This is a genomic window from Mesorhizobium sp. 113-3-3, assembly GCF_016756495.1.
Classification (GTDB): domain Bacteria; phylum Pseudomonadota; class Alphaproteobacteria; order Rhizobiales; family Rhizobiaceae; genus Mesorhizobium.
In genome coordinates this window covers 4,765,081-4,782,449 of sequence record NZ_AP023243.1, presented here as the reverse complement: position 1 = coordinate 4,782,449, position 17,369 = coordinate 4,765,081, and the positions used below count along the sequence as shown (strand labels likewise).

Here is a 17,369-nt window from a genome sequence, read left to right as displayed (position 1 = left end):
GTGATGGTAGGCTTCCAGCATCTCACCGCGACGGCGCCACTGCCCGCCGACTTGCGTGGCGGCGTTGTCGCGATCGGCAATTTCGACGGCGTCCACCGTGGCCATCAGGCGGTGCTTGAACGGGCGCTGGCCGAGGCTGTGCGGCGTGACGTGCCGGCCCTGGTGCTGAGCTTCGAACCGCACCCGCGGAAGGTCTTCAGGCCCGACATGCCGTTGTTCGTGCTGACGCCGCCGCCGATGAAGGCGCGGCTCTTGTCCTTGCTGGGCTTTGCCGCGCTCGTCGAGCAACCGTTCACGCGCGACTTTGCCGCGCTGTCGGCGGAAGCCTTCGTCACCGGCGTGCTGGAGAGGACGCTCGGCATCACCCACGCCGTGACCGGGTTCGATTTCCATTTCGGCAAGGACCGCCAGGGCGGACCGGCCTATCTGATGGCGGCCGGCGAACGCCATGGCTTTGGCGTCACGCTCGTCGACGCTTTTCGCGACGAGGGCGCGGAGGTGGTTTCGTCAAGCCGGATCCGGGCTTTGCTCTGCGATGGCGAGGTGGCCGAGGCTGCCGGCCTGTTCGGCTATCGCTTCACGGTCGAGGCTGAAGTGATCGGCGGCCAGCAGCTCGGCCGCACGCTGGGCTTTCCTACTGCCAACATGAGGCTTTCACCGGAAGCGACTCTGAAGGAAGGGATTTATGCCGTCCGCTTCCGCCGCGCCGACGGCACGTTGCATGATGGTGTAGCCAGCTTCGGCCGGCGCCCGACCGTCGACGACAATGGCGCGCCGCTTCTGGAAACCTTCGTCTTCGATTTTTCCGGCGATCTCTACGGCGAGACCTGCGAGGTCTCGTTCTTCGGCTTCCTGCGCAGCGAGATCAAATTCGACGGCCTCGATGCATTGGTGGTGCAGATGAAGCGCGATGAAGCCGAGGCGAGTGCGCTGCTCGCCGGCGTCAAGCCGCTTTCGCAGCTCGACGCGGCCATTGCTTTCTGACTTACTTTTTCAGCGCCAGTCCGATCGCGATGAAGCTCCAGCCCTGGAAGATCAGGTCGATCGCCAGGAACAGTCCGAGCACCCACAGGCTGTTGACCGGCCAACCCATGGCGATGATCAGGCCGGCAAGCACGCTGATGAGGCCTGCCGCGACGATCCAGCCCCAGCCCTGTTCCGGACGGTGGCTGTAGCCGACCCAGGCCCGCAGCGCGCCGGAGGCGACGAGCGCAACGGCCAGCAGGAAGGTCAGCACCGCCGAGGCCAGCAGCGGATTGTCGAAGGCGAAGAAGCCAGCGATGGCGTAAAGCAGCCCGCTGAGCAGCCAGTAGAAGAAGCGGCTCCAGGTCTTTACCCCGAAAGCATGGAGGATCTCGATGATGCCGGCCATCAGCATCAGCCAGCCGACGACATAGACCGAGGCGACCGTGGCGATGAACAGATTGCCAAAGGCAATGCCGCCGAAGATCAGCAAAAGCACGCCGAGCCCCACAAACCATCCCCATTTGTCCCGCGTCCGGCCGATCGCGTCTTTCAGGGCATCGCCTTGCAAGGTCATGATCCGTCTCCCTTCACATCTGGCCGCGCATCCTGCGGTTGAAAGGAAGGTAATCCCAATGGCACTACCCGTCCAGCGCGGTGGCTATTGCAAAGGCGCCGCGAAGCTGGTGTCATCCGGCTTTGCATCAGGGAGGTATGACAATGAAGCGATCCCACGGACTCGCCCTGTTTTCCTCAACTCTCGCCCTGTTCGCTGCCACTGCGGCTTGCGCACTCGCAGCACAGCCCGGCGATCCGCCGGATGGCATCGCCAAGATAGAAACGGTGGTCGTCATCTTCGCCGAGAACCGCGCCTTCGACAATCTCTATGGCCATTTTCCCGGTGCCGAAGGCATCGACAAAGCCAGCCAGGAAAGCCTGCAGCAGCGCGACCGTGACGGCTCGGTGCTGTCCGAACTGCCGCCGGTGTGGGACGGGCTGACCGCCAAGGGCGTCACGCCGCCGGTGACGCAGGCGATGACCGAGCACCTTCCAAACGCGCCGTTCACCGTGAACGACCCGAAGGGTTTCAACGTGCCGCTCAGCGTCACGACGCACGATCTCTGGCATCGCTATTACCAGAACCAGATGCAGATCAACGGCGGCAAGAACGACATGTTCGTTGCCTGGGCCGATTCAGGCGCCATGCCGATGAGCAACTGGGACGCTTCCAAGACCGACATGTGGGCGGTCGCGCAGAAATACGTGCTGGCCGATCATTTCTTCATGGGTGGGTTCGGCGGCTCGTTTTTCAACCACCAATGGCTGATCTGCGCTTGCGCGCCTTACTACGCCGATGCCGACAAGAGCCCGGCCAAACCATCGATTTCGGTGACGGATGATAGCGGCACAGCGCTGAAGATCGCCGACAATTCGCCGAAATCGGCGCGCGACGGCATTCCGAAATTTGTCTCCGATGGCAATCTGACGCCGGACTTCCACGCGGTGAACACGATGCAGCCGCCTTACCAACCGAGCGGCAACGATCCGGCGCCTGGCGGCGATAGGCTCCTTGCGGATCCGTCCAAGCCCACCACGCTGCCGCCCCAGACGGAGCCGACCATCGGCGACATGCTTAGCCTCAAGCACGTCACCTGGGCATGGTATTCGGGCGCCTGGCAGTACACGCTCGACCATGGCAACAACGCGCCGGTTCCGAATTTCCAGTACCACCACCAACCGTTCAACTATTATGCCAATTACGCGCCCGGCACCGAAGCCAGGCGCGAACATCTGCGTGACGGTGGGCTGGGCGGCGTTAGCTTCATCCAGGCGATCGACGACGGCGCCCTGCCACAGGTTTCCTTCTACAAGCCGCAGGGCAATCTCAACGAGCATTCCGGCTATGCCGACATCCAAGCCGGAGATCGCCATATCGCCGACGTCGTCGCCCATCTGGAGAAAAGCCCGCAATGGCCGCATATGCTGGTGGTCGTCACCTATGACGAGAATGGCGGCATCTGGGATCACGTAGCTCCGCCCAAGGGCGACCGCTGGGGGCCTGGCTCACGCGTCCCCGCCATCATCGTTTCGCCCTTCGCCAAGCACGGCTATGTCGATCAGACGCCCTACGACACGACTTCGATCCTGCGCTTCATCACGGAGCGCTTCGAACTGCCGGTGCTGCACGGCATCGTGGTTCGCGACAGGGCCGTTGCGGTGCATGGTGAACCGCCGCTCGGCGATCTTACCACCGGGCTCGACCTCAATTGAAGGCCCGTGTCGGAAGGAAAGCGATGAACGCTGACGGGATCGTCGCCCTTGTCACCGCTGCCGGTATCGAGCTTACCGACCGCCGCCGCAACGCCAGGGGCGACGGCTGGTCGCTAAGCTTTGCCAACGGTGCGACGGTGGAGGTGGGCGACGACGGATCGGTGCGCATTGCGGGCAAGGGCAGCAAGACCGTGAGAGGGCTGCTGGACCTGCCGACCGCGCCGCGCCGCGCCTGATCCGGCGTGGCCGGACACAAGGTTGGCCGACGCAACTGTTACGGATGTTAAGTCAAATTTTACCGAACTGGCGCCATGGCTTGAGCGATGCCGGGTGTTTGTTCCGGCGTGTTTCGCGTAAGGGGTATCGATGCGTATTGTCCGGGCGATTCCGCTGCTTCTGACCGCCGCCTTGCTGGGCGCCTCCGCGGCCGAGGCCGGTGACGGTCCCTTGGGCTGGCTGTCCGGCGACTGGTATCTGACGGTTGGCGCCACTGGCCTTGTCGCGCCGAATTTCGAGGGCGGCAAGAAATACATGCTCAGCGCCCAGCCCATCATATCCCTGGGCAAGGCCGGCCCCCAGGCACGCTTCACTTCGCGCAACGACAACATTTCGCTGGCGTTGGTCGATGATGGCGGCGTTCGCGCCGGCCTGACCGGCAAGTTCCTGTTTTCGCGCAGCAGTGACGATGAGCTCAAGGGGCTCGATCCTGTCCGCTGGGGCGGCGAAGTCGGAGGCTTCTTCGAATTCTATCCGACGGACTGGATGCGCGCGCGTGCCGAATTGCGGCATGGCATCCGTGCTCACAACGGCTTTGTCGCCGATATCGCCGCCGACGCCTTCTACGATGTGACCCCAACCGTCAGGATTTCGGGCGGCCCGCGCGTGTCCTTCGCTTCGGCCAACTATTTCGACGCCTATTATGGCGTCAATGCGCAGGAAGCCGTGGCCTCGGGCCTGAGCCAGTACAATCCTGGCGGCGGCCTGAAATCCGTCGGCTTCGGCGGCGCGGTGACCTGGAAGGTGACCGATCCGATGACCGCCAGCCTGTTCGGCGAATATTCGCGCCTGGAGGGGCCGGCGGCCGATTCCAGCCTGGTCAGGGAGCGCGGCGACCGCAACCAGTTCATGGTCGGTGTGTCGACCACCTATCGCTTCGACTTCAAGATGTAGGCGAATCGAACGAGACGCTTTATTCCTGCGTCCATCTCCGCTAAAAGCCACGCCATGATGAGCTTTTCGCGCCTTTTCGCGATCGCGATACGAATTACTGGCCCGGTGTTCCGGGTGGCCTGAGCGCCGCCGGAACCGCCGGGAGTTTCGCGCGCGCCCCTCGCGCTTTTTTCAGAACATCGACGCATATCGCCCAAAAGTGGGTCCGGTTTTGGGAAAACGATAGGCGTCAATCAAAGACCTCAACGCCCGGGCTTTGTGCCGACGGGGCTACGCAGATGGCAGATCAATGACCGACACTGTTGAAACGATCGACTATTCCAAGACGCTTTATTTGCCGCAGACGGATTTCCCGATGCGCGCCGGCCTGCCCGAGAAGGAGCCGGTGCTGGTCAAGCGCTGGCAGGACATGGACCTCTACGCCAAGCTGCGTGAGAGTGCCGCCGGCCGCACGAAATACGTGCTGCATGACGGCCCGCCCTACGCCAACGGCAACATCCATATCGGCCATGCGCTGAACAAGATCCTCAAGGACGTCATCACCCGCTCGTTCCAGATGCGCGGCTACGACTCCAACTACGTGCCCGGCTGGGACTGCCACGGCCTGCCGATCGAATGGAAGATCGAGGAGCAGTACCGCGCCAAGGGCAAGAACAAGGACGAGGTGCCGGTCAACGAATTCCGCAAGGAATGCCGTGAATTCGCCGCGCACTGGATCTCCGTGCAGGGCGGTGAGTTCCAGCGGCTTGGCGTCATCGGCGACTTCAAGAATCCCTATACGACGATGGCTTTCCACGCCGAGTCGCGCATCGCCGGCGAGCTGTTGAAATTCGCCATGTCGGGCCAGCTCTATCGCGGCTCGAAGCCGGTGATGTGGAGCGTCGTCGAGCGCACCGCGTTGGCCGAGGCCGAGATCGAGTACCAGGACTATGAGTCAGACACGATCTGGGCAAAGTTTCCGGTGGCCAACCTCGTCGTCGCCAATGTCGTGGACGGGCAGCCGGCGGAACTCAATCCGGACCTCAGCGGGCGGTCGCTGGATCTGCTGGACGCCCATGTCGTCATCTGGACGACCACGCCCTGGACCATCCCGGGCAACCGCGCCGTCAGCTATTCGCCGCGCGTTGCCTATGGCCTCTACGAGGTGACGGCGGCCGAGAACGCGTTTGGCCCGCAGCCGGGTGAGAAGCTGATCTTCGCCGACGCCCTGGCCGAGGACAGCCAGGCCAAGGCCAAGGTCACCTTGAAGCGTCTTCACGACGTCAGCGCCGAACAGCTCGGAAATCTTGTGCTTTCGCACCCCTTCAAGGGTCTCGGCGGCGGTTACGAGTTCCCGGTGCCGATGGTCGCGGGCGAGCATGTGACCGACGATGCCGGCACCGGCTTCGTCCACACCGCGCCCGGCCACGGCCGCGAGGATTTTGACGCCTGGATGGACGCCGCGCCCCAGCTGCGCGCACGCGGCATCGACACCGTCATCCCCTTCACCGTCGACGATGCCGGCTTCTTCACCAGGGACGCGCCTGGCTTCGGCCCGGATCGCGAGGGCGGGGCCGCGCGTGTCATCGACGACAATGGCAAGAAGGGAAACGCCAACCAGGCGGTCATCGACGAGCTGATCAAGCGTAACGCGCTCTTCGCGCGCGGCCGCCTGAAACACAGCTACCCGCATTCCTGGCGGTCGAAGAAGCCGGTGATCTTCCGCAACACGCCGCAATGGTTCGTCTACATGGACAAGGACCTCGGCGACGGCACGACGCTGCGCAGTCGCGCCTTGAAGGCCATCGATGATACCCGCTTCGTGCCGGCCGCCGGCCAGAACCGCATCCGCGCCATGATCGAGGAGCGCCCCGACTGGGTGCTGTCGCGCCAGCGCGCCTGGGGCGTGCCGATCGCCGTCTTCGCCGACGAGGACGGCAACGTTCTGAAGGACGAGGCGGTCAACCAGCGCATCATTGACGCCTTCGAGGAAGAGGGCGCCGATGCCTGGTTCGCGGCGAACGCCAAGGAACGCTTCCTCGGCAACCATGATGCTTCCAAATGGAAGCAGGTGATGGACATCCTCGACGTCTGGTTCGATTCGGGCTCGACGCATGTCTTCACGCTGGAGGACCGTCCCGACCTGAAATGGCCGGCCGACGTCTATCTCGAAGGGTCCGACCAGCATCGCGGCTGGTTCCACTCCTCGCTGCTCGAAAGCTGCGGCACAAGGGGCAGGGCGCCTTACGACACCGTCGTCACCCATGGCTTCACCATGGACGAGGACGGACGCAAGATGTCGAAGTCGCTCGGCAATACCGTGGTGCCGCAGGACGTCATCAAGCAGTCGGGCGCCGACATATTGCGCCTGTGGGTGGTGACGACGGACTATTGGGAAGACCAGCGGCTCGGCAAGAACGTGCTGCAGACCAATATCGATGCCTACCGCAAGCTCAGAAACACCATCCGCTGGATGCTGGGCACGCTTGCCCATGACGATGGCGAGACCGTGCCGCTGCAAGCGATGCCGGAGCTGGAGCGGCTGATGCTGCATCGGCTGGCCGAGCTCGACGAGGTGGTGCGCCAGGGCTACGACGCCTTCGAGTTCAAGCGCATCACCCGCGCGCTCGTCGATTTCATGGTGGTCGAGCTGTCGGCCTTCTATTTCGACATCCGCAAGGACGCGCTCTACTGCGACGCGCCGTCGAGCGTTAAGCGCAAGGCCTCGGTGCAGGTGGTGCGCCATCTCTTCGACTGCCTGGTGAAATGGCTGGCGCCGATGCTGCCCTTCACCATGGAAGAGGCCTGGCTCGACCGGCATCCCGATGCCGTATCGGTGCATCTCGACCAGTTCCCGGACATCCCGGCGGATTGGAAGAACGAGGCGCTGGCGGAAAAATGGCGCAAGGTGCGGCAGGTGCGCCGCGTCGTCACCGGCGCGCTCGAGATCGCGCGTGCCCAGAAGGTCATCGGCTCCTCGCTGGAGGCGGTGCCGGTCGTCACCATCAACGACGCAACGCTCGAGGCGGCGATATCGGACGTCGACATGGCCGAGATGGCGATCACCAGCGATCTCGTCATTAGCCATGGCCAGGCGCCGGAAGGCGCCTTCACTCTCGACGACGTCAAGGGTGTTGCCGTGGTGGTCGAGAAGGCCGAGGATCGCGGCCTCGTCAAATGCGCGCGTTCCTGGCGTTACACGGCCGATGTCGGGCAGGATCCGGCATTTCCCGATGTCTCCGCTCGCGATGCCGCCGTTCTGCATGAGTTGAAGGCGCTCGGCCGCCTTTGACGCATGTCGTCCAAAAGCGCATCGCGGTTTTGGGATCGCGGCATGCCTAGCCGGAATGCGCGGCATATCGGTGCACAAATGCCACGTCGGGCGGTGCAAATCCGCCCGTGCGTTGCCCTTAACGAGCGGTTGAGGTAAACACGCGAAACTCCGGAAGACAAATTGTCGCCGGATTTCCGTCGCAAGTGCTTGGACGATGGGGACCGGTCACAAGACCGGTGGCGATCGAGAGGCTGTCTAGAGTGGGACTTTTTGGCATGACCGAGAGATATAAGGCGCGCCTTGCGCTGCTGGCGCCGATTGTCGCATCGGGGCTCGCTCTATCCGGCTGCATGGGCTCTCCAACCTACGGCACCGACAAGACCGCTGCCGAACAGCTTGCGGGCGATCTCACCGGCGCCGTTTCCTTCGCGCCGAAGCGCAAGGATCCGATCGACTACAAGCCGCGCCCCACCTTGGTGAAGCCCGCACCCGGACAGAAGGAAGCACTGCCTGCACCGCAGGACAGCATCCAATCGGCAAGCGCTGAGTGGCCCGAATCGCCCGAGCAGCGCCGTGCGCGGCTGCGCGCCGACGCCACCGCCCACCAGAACGATCCGAGCTACCAAGCTGAGATCGTCGACGATGTGCAGACCGATCCGGCCTCGGTCAAGAAGGCGATGGCGGATTCAGGCTCCAGCCACCCACCGGCATGGACACCCGCTGATTCCGACAAGGGCCGCGCCGCGGAGATCCAGCGTCGTCTTGCCGTCAGCAAGCAGGGCGACCCCAACACCCGCAGATATCTGAGTGAGCCGCCATTGGCCTATCGTGTCGCGGCCGACACGGCGCCGCAGAACGAACTCGGCGAGGACGAATACAAGAAGGAACGCCGTCTGAAGAAAGAGGCGGAAGGCAAGAAGTCCGGCTGGTTCGACTGGTTGCCGTCTCTGTAAGAACCGCCGCGCTGCCCTTTTCGGGCGGCTCGGCGCGGTTCAGTCGCGACGTTCCCTGAAAAAGTCCTTCAAAAGCAGGGCAGCTTCGGTCTCGCCCAGGCCCGGATAGATGTCGGGCGTGTGGTGGCAGGTCGGCGAGGCGAAGAAGCGCACGCCATTGACCACCGCACCGCCCTTTTCGTCGGCGGCGCCGAAATAGAGACGCCGCAGCCTGGCGAAGGAGATGGCGCCGGCGCACATGGCGCAAGGTTCCAGCGTCACATAGAGATCGTGGCCGGTGAGCCGCTCGCTTGAGAGTTTGCCGCAGGCTTCACGGATGACCAGCATCTCGGCATGCGCCGTCGGGTCGGCAAGCTCGCGTGTGCGGTTGCCGGCTTTTGCAACGACCGTGCTGCCGTTGGCGATGACGGCGCCGACCGGCACTTCGCCGCGCAAGGCTGCCGCTTCGGCCTCCTTAAGCGCCAGCGCCATGAAATCCGGCCGCTTCACGCGGTTTCCATTCCGATTATCTCCTCGCCACTCCTGGCTTTTTGGTTTTCGTTTGTCTTCTCGGGAAAACCAGTCTCCACTTTTCGCTGACAAACTCCGGTGATCCTGTTTTCCCGGGAAAACCGGGTTCCACTTTTCCCTGACAAACTCCGGCGATCCTGTTATGGAGCGCATCAACCCGAAAATCGGACTCGATTTTCGGAAAAGATCATGCGCCAAATCAAAGTGCTACAGCGTTCGTTGCGCGCCCGAAAGGATGCGCCACGCTGTAGCAGCGCAAACGGACAAAGGCCACATGGACGACAACGACAAGAAATCTCCGCGCCAAAAAGGCCCGGGCAAGAAACCTGCGGCTCCGCGAGCCGGTGGCAAGCCATCCTTCGGCGCCAAGAAACCCTATGCGCCGCGCGGTGATCGGCCGATGGCCGCCGAAGGCGAACGCCCGAAGCGCGACTTCAAGGGCGGCGACAAGCCATTCAGCAAGGGCCCACGCCCGGCAGGCAAGCCCTACGAGAAGCGCGAGGGACCGCGCAAACCCTACGCGCCGCGTGGCGATCGTCCGATGGCGGCCGAAGGCGAGCGCAAGCCCTACGAGAAGCGCGAAGGACCGCGTAAGCCCTATGCACCGCGCGGCGACCGTCCGACGGCGACTGAGGGCGAGCGCAAGCCGTACGAAAAGCGCGAAGGGCCGCGCAAACCCTACGCGCCGCGTGGCGATCGTCCGATGGCGGCCGAAGGCGAGCGCAAGCCCTACGAGAAGCGCGAAGGACCGCGTAAGCCCTATGCACCGCGCGGCGACCGTCCGACGGCGACTGAGGGCGAGCGCAAGCCGTACGAAAAGCGCGAGGGACCGCGAAAGCCCTATGCGCCGCGTGGCGACCGTCCGGTTGCCGCATCGGTGGAGGGCGGTGAAAAGCGCTTCGACCGTCCCAAGCGTGATTTCGGCGATCGCCCGAAGCGTGATTTTGCCGACCGTCCCAAGCGCGACTTTGGCGGTGATCGCCCCAAGCGCGATTTCAGTGACCGGCCGCAAGGGGCATCGGCGGGCTTCAAGCCTCGCCCGCGCGCCCCGGAGGCCACCGAAGAGGCCGGCGAGCGCATTGCCAAGCGGTTGGCGCGCGCCGGGCTTGCCTCGCGCCGCGACGCCGAGGAACTGATCGCCGCCGGCCGCGTCAAGGTCAACGGCCGCGCTCTGACGTCGCCGGCCTTCAACGTCATGCCTGGCGATATCATCCATCTCGACGGCATGGAGATCCCGCCGATCGAACGCACGCGCCTGTTCCTGTTCCACAAGCCGGCAGGCGTCGTTACCACCAACCGCGATCCCGAAGGCCGCAAGACAGTCTTCGACGTGCTGCCTGCCGAATTGCCGCGCCTGATGACCATTGGCCGGCTCGACATCAACACCGAGGGCCTGCTGCTGCTCACCAATGATGGCGGCCTGTCGCGCGTGCTCGAACTGCCGGCCACCGGCTGGCTGCGCCGCTACCGCGTGCGCGTCCACGGCAAGGTCGAGGAAAGCGCGCTTGCCGGCCTGCGCGAAGGCATTGCCGTTGACGGGGTCTTCTACGGCGCCATCGAAGCGAGCCTCGACCGCGAGCAGGGCTCCAATGCCTGGCTGACGATCGGCCTGCGCGAAGGCAAGAACCGCGAAGTGAAGAACATCCTCGGCGCGCTCGGCCTCGACGTCACGCGGCTGATCCGCATCTCCTATGGCCCGTTCCAGCTCGAGGACCTTCCCGAGGGCCACGTGCTGGAGATCAAGGGCCGCGTGCTGCGCGACCAGCTTGGCGAGCGCCTGGTGGAGGAATCCGGCGCCAATTTCGACGCCGAGATAACCAAGCCCTTTTCCAACAAGCCAGTGCGGCGCACCGAGGTTCGCGAGCCGGAGGCCGAGCGGCCGAAATTCGTCCGCGACGGCGAACGCCGGCCGATCGGCGAGGGCGGGTTGATCAAGAACCGCAAGCGCCGTGAAGGCAGCCGCGACGAAGCGCTCGGCAAGCTGTCGACCAGTCCCGACAGGGGCGAGCGGCCGGAAAAGAACTTTGGCGAACGCGGGCCCCGGCCCGAACGCGGTGGCTTCGGCGACAAGCCGCGCGGCGGTTTTGGCGGCAAGAAACCCGAGCGCGAGCAGCGGCCGATCGAGCCGCCCGGCCAGCGCAAGGCCAATGTCTGGATGGCGCCAGGGGCGCGGCCGATCGGCAAGGGCAGGGCGGAAGCCGACGCCGCCAAGGCGGCGGAGGCCAAGGCGCGCAAGGCCTCGTTCAAGCCGGCCTATGGCAAGCCCGCTGGCAAACCGGGCGGCGCAAAGCCGTTCGGCAATTCGCGTGGCGAGCGTCCGGCCGGTGGCGGCGGTGAACGGCCGCGCGGCGGCCCCAAGGGTCCCCGTACAAGATGAGAATCGTCGGCGGTGAGTTTCGTGGGCGTCCGCTGGCGACGCCCCGCAGCAGCGCCATCCGTCCGACGACCGACCGCACCCGCGAGGCCGTCTTCAATGTGCTGGCGCACCGCTTTGCCGAACATCTGGACGGTGCGCGCGTGCTCGACCTGTTCGCCGGCACCGGGGCGCTTGGTCTGGAAGCGCTGTCGCGCGGCGCCTCCTATGGCGTCTTCATCGAGGAATCGGCCGAAGGCCGTGGTCTGATCCGCGACAATGTCGAGGCTTTCGGCCTGACCGGCCGCACCAAGATCTTTCGCCGTGACGCCACCGGTCTTGGCGAGGCGGGCACGCTGGCGCCGTTCGGCCTGGTCTTCGCCGACCCGCCCTATGGCAAGGGCCTGGGCGAGCGCGCCCTGCAATCGGCGAAGGCCGGCGGCTGGCTGCGCCCCGGCGCGCTCTGCGTGGTCGAGGAGACGGCGGCGGTTCCCTTCGAACCAGGCCCCGGCTTTTCGGTGCTGGACGAACGCAACTACGGCGAAACCATCATCCGCTTCATCGAGGCCGCCTGATCGCCTTCGTTGAGCGGTGGCCTCTTTGCCGCCGCCTTTTGCCGGCAACAACAATTCACTTTGCTTGTCGCCGGCACCTTGCCTATCGTCTCGAAAAGAAAACCGGAGCCATTGATGACATCCAGGGCTGAATGGCTGCGGACGACCCTGCTGGCAACATCGCTGGCCTTCACGCTGACCAGTCCCGTGCTGGCCGACGGCTCCGTGTCGCCCGACACGAAGCCGGCCGAGTTCAAGGTGACGGATTTCCTCCTCGACAACGGCATGGAGGTGGTCGTCATTCCCGACCATCGCGCGCCGATCGTCACCCATATGGTGTGGTACAAGATCGGCAGCGCCGACGAGCCGCCCGGCAAATCCGGCATCGCCCATTTCTTCGAACATCTGATGTTCAAGGCGACGACAAATCACGCCGCCGGCGAGTTCGACCGCGCCGTCTCCGACATTGGCGGCTCCAACAACGCCTTTACCTCCTACGACTACACCGCTTTCCACGAGACGGTTGCGCCCTCGGCGCTCGAGCAGATGATGGGTTTCGAAGCCGACCGCATGCGCAACCTCATCCTCACCGACGACGTCATCAAGACCGAGCGTGATGTCATCCTCGAAGAGCGCCGCTCGCGCATCGACAACAATCCGCAGGCGGTGCTCGACGAGGAAGTCGATGCCACGCTGTGGCAGAACCAGCCCTACCGCATTCCGGTCATCGGCTGGATGCAGGAGATGGAGCAACTCAACCGCACCGACGCCACCGCCTTCTATGACAAATACTACCGGCCCAACAACGCCGTGCTGATCGTGGCCGGCGATGTCGAGCCGGAGACGGTCAAGGCGCTGGCCGAAAGGACCTATGGCAAGGTGGCGCGCGGGCCGGACCTGCCGCCGCGCATCCGCCCGGTCGAGCCGGAGCAGAACACCAAGCGCACGGTCACGCTCACCGACGCCCGCGTCAGCGTGCCGAGCTTCTCCACGCAATGGGTGGTGCCGTCCTATCACACCGCCAAGCCGGGCGAGGCCGAGGCGCTCGACCTGCTCGCCGAAATCCTCGGCGGCGGTAACCGCAGCCGGCTCTACCAGGCGCTGGTGGTCAAGCAAGGCATCGCCTCCAACGCAGGCGCGTATTTCCAGGGCACCATGCTCGACGACACCAATTTCACCGTCTATGGCGCGCCGCGCGGCGACGCCAAGCTGGCCGACGTCGAAGCCGCGGTGGATGCGGAGGTGGCGCGCATCGCCAGCGGCGGCGTCACGCCGGATGAGCTGGAAAAGGCCAAGTACCGCTACATCAGGTCGATGGTCTTTGCCCGCGACAAGCAGGATTCCATGGCCGAGATCTATGGCTCGACGCTGGCCACCGGCGGCAATGTGCAGGATGTCCAGCAATGGCCGGACCGCATCCGCAAGGTCACGGCCGACGAGGTCAAGGCCGCCGCCGCGCGCTACCTAGTGCCGGCCCGCTCGACGACTGGCTATCTCTTGCCGCAGCAACAGGCGGGGAATTGATGATGACGAACCAGCACCCTGGCTCTTTCCGTTCTCCCACAACGGGACAAGGAAGAACGCGCACCGCCCTCGCAACCCTCATCCTCTCCATCCTCTTCCTGGTCCTGCCCGCGCTGGCCGCCCGCGCCATGGACATCCAGCAGGTCACCTCCTCAAAAGGCATCACCGCCTGGCTGGTCGAGGACTATTCCGTGCCGATCGTCGCCGTCCGCTTCGTCTTCGGCGGCGGCTCGACGCAGGATCCGGTGGGCAAGGAGGGCCTGGCCAATCTGATGACCGGCCTGTTCGACGAGGGCGCCGGCCCTCTCGATTCGGAAGCCTTCCAGATCAGGCTCGACGACGCCGGCGCCGAGATGAGCTTCGAGGAGAGCCGCGACGGCGTCTATGGCTCCATGCGCATGCTGGCCGAGCAGCGCGACGAGGCCTTCGACCTGTTGCGTCTGGCGGTCAACGAGCCGCGCTTCGACCAGGCGCCAATCGACCGCATCCGCGCCCAGATCCTGTCCGGCATCATCGCCAGCGAGAACGATCCCGACACGGTGGCGCAGCACAAATGGGCGCGCGCCATCTATGGCGACCATCCCTATTCGCGCTCCGACCAGGGCACCAGGCAGAGCATCGCCGCCATCACGCAGGACGACCTGAAGGCCTTGCATAAGGCGGTGTTCGCGCGCGGCGGCCTGCATGTCGCCGTGGTCGGCGCCATCGATCCCGAGACGCTGAAGAAGAAGCTGGACATGGTGTTCGGCGACCTGCCGCAAAGCCAGGCGCTCGCTCCCGTCGCCGACGTCGAGCCGAAGCTGGCGCAGCGCCTCGAGGTCAATTACGACCTGCCGCAGACCTCGCTGCAGCTCGCCTGGCCGGGCGTGAAGCGCAAATCGGCTGATTTCTTCCCCGCCGTGCTGATGAACGAGATCCTGGGCGGCGGCACCTTCACCTCGCGCCTGTTCGCCGAGGTCCGCGAAAAGCGCGGACTGGCCTACAGCGTCAATTCCTCGCTGGTCAACCAGGACCATGCCAATGCGCTGATCGTCACCACCGGCACGCGCTCGGACCGCGCGGCCGAGACGCTCGGCATCGTGCGCGATGTCGCCAGGCAGTTGGCGGAGGATGGCCCGACCGAGGCTGAACTCGCGGCGACCAAGAAGTACCTGATCGGCGCCTATGCCATCACCAATCTGGACTCTTCGAGTTCGATCGCCGCGACGCTGGTCGAATTGCAGCTCGACGATCTCGGCATCGACTACATGCAGCGCCGTGCCGGCTACATCAACGCGGTGACGCTCGATCAGGTCAAGGCGGCGGCCAGGAAGCTGCTGACGGCCGAGCCGACCATCATGGTGGTCGGGCCGCCGCTGGCCGGAGCCGGCAAAGGATGAGCCCGACCTTCGGCATAGCCTTCGGCGGCGGCGGTGCGCGCGGTCTGGCGCACATCCATGTCATCGAGGCGCTGGACGAGCTCGGCATCAGGCCGGTGTCGATCGCCGGCTCGTCGATCGGCGCCATCATGGGCGCCGGTATGGCCGCGGGCATGACCGGCAGGGACATCCACGACTATGCCCGCTCGATCCTCGGCCGCCGCGCCGAAGTGGCGAGCCGCATGTGGCGCGCGCGGCCGGGCACGATCGCGGAGGCCATGCAGAACGGCATCCGGGTCAGCCAGTTCAATGTCGAGCGCATCCTGAAGGCGTTCCTGCCCGAGGCCATTCCCGAAACCTTCGCCGAACTGAAAATCCCGCTGAAGGTGACCGCGACCGACTATTTCGGCCACAAGCTCGCTGTCTTCGACGAAGGCGACCTGCACTCAGCGCTTGCCGCTTCGGCCGCCATCCCCGCCGTGTTTCGCCCGGTGACGCGCGACGGCAGGCTGCTGATCGACGGCGGCATCTACAACCCCGTGCCCTTCGATCTCATCGAGAACGACGCCGACATCATCATCGGCGTCGACGTCGTCGGCGCGCCGGAAGAGGCCGATCGCAAGCACCCCACCTCCGTCGACCTGATGTTCGGCGCCACGCAACTGATGATGCAGTCGATCATCGCCAACAAGCTGAAACAATGCCGCCCCGACATACTGGTCCGCCCGGCCGTATCAAAATACCGCGTGCTCGATTTCCTGAAGATCGACGCGCTGATGAGCGAGACGGCTGATATCAAGGACCAGCTGAAGCGCGAGGTGGAGCGGGTGGTGGAGGCGCGCAACGGCGCCACCATCAAGGGGAGGCGAGGGAAGAAGACCGGGTGAGCGGCGGCAGGCCGACTACGACTTCGCCGGCGCATACTCCAGCGCAACAACGCCGTTGCTGAACGGCGTGGCCGAAATCAGCTCGAGCGGCACTTGTTCGCCCGGCGCAAACAGCGGCTTGCCCTGGCCGACGGCGCCGGGATAGCAGAGCAGCCTGACGCGGTCGACCAGCCCGTGGCGAAGCAATTCCTGCGCGACGCTGAGGCTGCCATGCACATAGATATTGCCGCCGCTGCCTTGCTTCAGCGTCCTCACCGCATCCGGCAGAGAGCCTGTGAGCAATTCAGCCGGTTTCCAGTCGAGCGCCTTTAAACTCGTCGAGGCGACGTATTTCGGCAGCGCGTTGAACCGGTCGGCAAAATCTCCGGTCTCCCCAGGCCATGAGCCGGCAAAAATATCATAGGTCGTGCGTCCCAGAAGCATGGCGCCGCTATCGGCAAGTTCATCTTCCTTGAACCTGTTCATCTCGTCGTTCCAGGTCACGCCCGGCAATCTCTCGACCTCGGCAATGCCGTCGACGCTGATGAATTCGGTGACGATGAGTTTTCTCATGGCGTTCTCCTCTTCGCTCAAAGGACGAACTGGATGAGCCCTTTGCTACAGGCTCCTAAGAGTTTTGATGCTACATCTTGCCGAGGTATCCCCAAAGCTACAGGCAGATCATGGGATTCGGGGTCTTCATCCATCGCTCAGATTCGATCTACGATGACAGCCCCGCTGAGCGATATCAGTTCCCCGGCCAGTATCTGCGCCGTGTGGAGGCATGCGTTGGCGATTGGATCATCTACTACGAACCTAGCAAAGTAGACGAGACCCGTGGCTATTTCGCCCTAGCCAAAGTCCAGCAGGTTATCCCTGATCCGGTGGCGCCGGGCATGTATCTCGCGTTGATTGAGCCGGGATCATACCTCGATTTCGCCAATCCCGTTCCATTCAATGGGATGGACGGGCTTGTTGAGCGAGGGCTGCTTAACGACCAGGGACGGATTTCCGGTCGCGCTCAATCGGCCGTACGACCGATCAGCCCGAGCGACTTCAACCGCATCCTCGATCTGGGCCTTGATGCCCGCGAGCCGCTGCTGCCACGCGTCGATGAAATCGGCATTTCATCCGGCTTTCAGGATGAAGAGGCGCCATTCCAGTTCGAGCACGGCCGTGACCGCATAAGTTACATCGGATCGCGAATCGTACGGGACCGCATTTTCCGCCGTATCGTCTTGCGCGCCTATGATGAGCGCTGCGCGATCACGGGACTGAAGTTGATAAATGGCGGTGGTCGGGCAGAAGTCGCCGCGGCACATATTCGACCCGTCGAAGCGAACGGGCCCGATGTCGTCAACAATGGGCTCGCTCTATCAGGTACCGCGCATTGGATGTTCGATCGCGGACTGATCAGCCTCTCCGACGACCTGGAAATCCTGATCTCACGGCAGGTCAATGACCTGGAATGCGTGCAAGGGTTCGTAAACAAGACCCGCCACGCGCTTCCGCCTCGCCGGCAAGTCGAGCGCCCGCATCCTCATTTCTTGCAATGGCACCGCGAACACTGCTTCAAGCAATAGTGCTTCGCTGA

The 17,369-nt window shown here is 64.3% G+C and carries 15 protein-coding genes; 12 read left to right on the top strand and 3 right to left on the bottom strand.

The features are described from left to right. Nucleotides 1-3: 3 nt before the first annotated feature. Nucleotides 4-984 carry a bifunctional riboflavin kinase/FAD synthetase gene (locus JG746_RS23480; RefSeq protein ID WP_202354890.1) on the top strand — a complete coding sequence of 327 codons (981 nt, stop codon included), beginning with the start codon at nt 4-6 and terminating at the stop codon, nt 982-984. A 1-nt stretch (nt 985) separates the two neighbouring features. On the opposite strand, the gene JG746_RS23475 is transcribed toward JG746_RS23480, so the two are convergent. Next, entirely contained in the window at nt 986-1,540 is a 555-nt protein-coding gene (locus tag JG746_RS23475; protein ID WP_202354889.1) for an HdeD family acid-resistance protein, read from the bottom strand. A 143-nt stretch (nt 1,541-1,683) separates the two neighbouring features. On the opposite strand from JG746_RS23475, the gene JG746_RS23470 reads away from it, so the two are divergent. From JG746_RS23470 to JG746_RS23450, 5 genes are all read left to right on the top strand, one after another. Next, nucleotides 1,684-3,234 (top strand): acid phosphatase, encoded by a 1,551-nt coding sequence (locus tag JG746_RS23470; protein ID WP_446721063.1) that lies wholly within the window; start codon nt 1,684-1,686, stop codon nt 3,232-3,234. A 23-nt stretch (nt 3,235-3,257) separates the two neighbouring features. Further along, complete coding sequence (locus JG746_RS23465; RefSeq protein WP_202354887.1) at nt 3,258-3,470, top strand: hypothetical protein; 213 nt, start codon at nt 3,258-3,260, stop codon at nt 3,468-3,470. Between the two features lie 130 nt (nt 3,471-3,600). Next, complete coding sequence (locus tag JG746_RS23460) at nt 3,601-4,404, top strand: MipA/OmpV family protein (RefSeq protein ID WP_202354886.1); 804 nt, start codon at nt 3,601-3,603, stop codon at nt 4,402-4,404. Between the two features lie 289 nt (nt 4,405-4,693). Further along, nucleotides 4,694-7,675 carry an isoleucine--tRNA ligase gene (gene ileS / locus JG746_RS23455; protein WP_202354885.1) on the top strand — a complete coding sequence of 994 codons (2,982 nt, stop codon included), beginning with the start codon at nt 4,694-4,696 and terminating at the stop codon, nt 7,673-7,675. A 257-nt stretch (nt 7,676-7,932) separates the two neighbouring features. Next, complete coding sequence (locus JG746_RS23450) at nt 7,933-8,610, top strand: hypothetical protein (RefSeq protein ID WP_202354884.1); 678 nt, start codon at nt 7,933-7,935, stop codon at nt 8,608-8,610. Nucleotides 8,611-8,649: 39 nt separating this feature from the next. Here JG746_RS23450 and JG746_RS23445 read toward each other — a convergent pair whose 3' ends face one another. Continuing rightward, a complete protein-coding gene (locus JG746_RS23445) occupies nt 8,650-9,099 on the bottom strand; it encodes a nucleoside deaminase (RefSeq protein WP_202354883.1) in 450 nt (149 codons plus the stop codon). Nucleotides 9,100-9,394: 295 nt separating this feature from the next. Here JG746_RS23445 and JG746_RS23440 point away from each other — a divergent pair, with 295 nt between their 5' ends. The 5 genes from JG746_RS23440 (at nt 9,395) to JG746_RS23420 (ending at nt 15,796) form a co-directional block, all read left to right on the top strand. Further along, a complete protein-coding gene (locus JG746_RS23440) occupies nt 9,395-11,497 on the top strand; it encodes a pseudouridine synthase (protein WP_202354882.1) in 2,103 nt (700 codons plus the stop codon). Further along, nucleotides 11,494-12,048 (top strand): 16S rRNA (guanine(966)-N(2))-methyltransferase RsmD, encoded by a 555-nt coding sequence (gene rsmD / locus JG746_RS23435; RefSeq protein ID WP_202354881.1) that lies wholly within the window; start codon nt 11,494-11,496, stop codon nt 12,046-12,048. Before JG746_RS23440 ends, rsmD begins: the two co-directional genes overlap by 4 nt. A gap of 114 nt (nt 12,049-12,162) precedes the next feature. After that, on the top strand, nt 12,163-13,551 hold the full coding sequence (locus tag JG746_RS23430; RefSeq protein ID WP_202354880.1) for a M16 family metallopeptidase: 1,389 nt from the start codon (nt 12,163-12,165) through the stop codon (nt 13,549-13,551). Nucleotides 13,552-13,553: 2 nt separating this feature from the next. Then, complete coding sequence (locus JG746_RS23425) at nt 13,554-14,930, top strand: M16 family metallopeptidase (protein ID WP_202354879.1); 1,377 nt, start codon at nt 13,554-13,556, stop codon at nt 14,928-14,930. Next, complete coding sequence (locus tag JG746_RS23420; RefSeq protein ID WP_202354878.1) at nt 14,927-15,796, top strand: patatin-like phospholipase family protein; 870 nt, start codon at nt 14,927-14,929, stop codon at nt 15,794-15,796. The genes JG746_RS23425 and JG746_RS23420 overlap by 4 nt, the downstream gene beginning before the upstream one ends. 15 nt (nt 15,797-15,811) lie before the next feature. Here JG746_RS23420 and JG746_RS23415 read toward each other — a convergent pair whose 3' ends face one another. Next, entirely contained in the window at nt 15,812-16,348 is a 537-nt protein-coding gene (locus JG746_RS23415) for a dihydrofolate reductase family protein (RefSeq protein WP_202354877.1), read from the bottom strand. Nucleotides 16,349-16,458: 110 nt separating this feature from the next. Between JG746_RS23415 and JG746_RS23410 the strand changes: the two genes are divergently transcribed. Continuing rightward, nucleotides 16,459-17,358 (top strand): HNH endonuclease, encoded by a 900-nt coding sequence (locus JG746_RS23410; RefSeq protein ID WP_202354876.1) that lies wholly within the window; start codon nt 16,459-16,461, stop codon nt 17,356-17,358. The last annotated feature ends 11 nt before the right edge of the window (nt 17,359-17,369 follow it).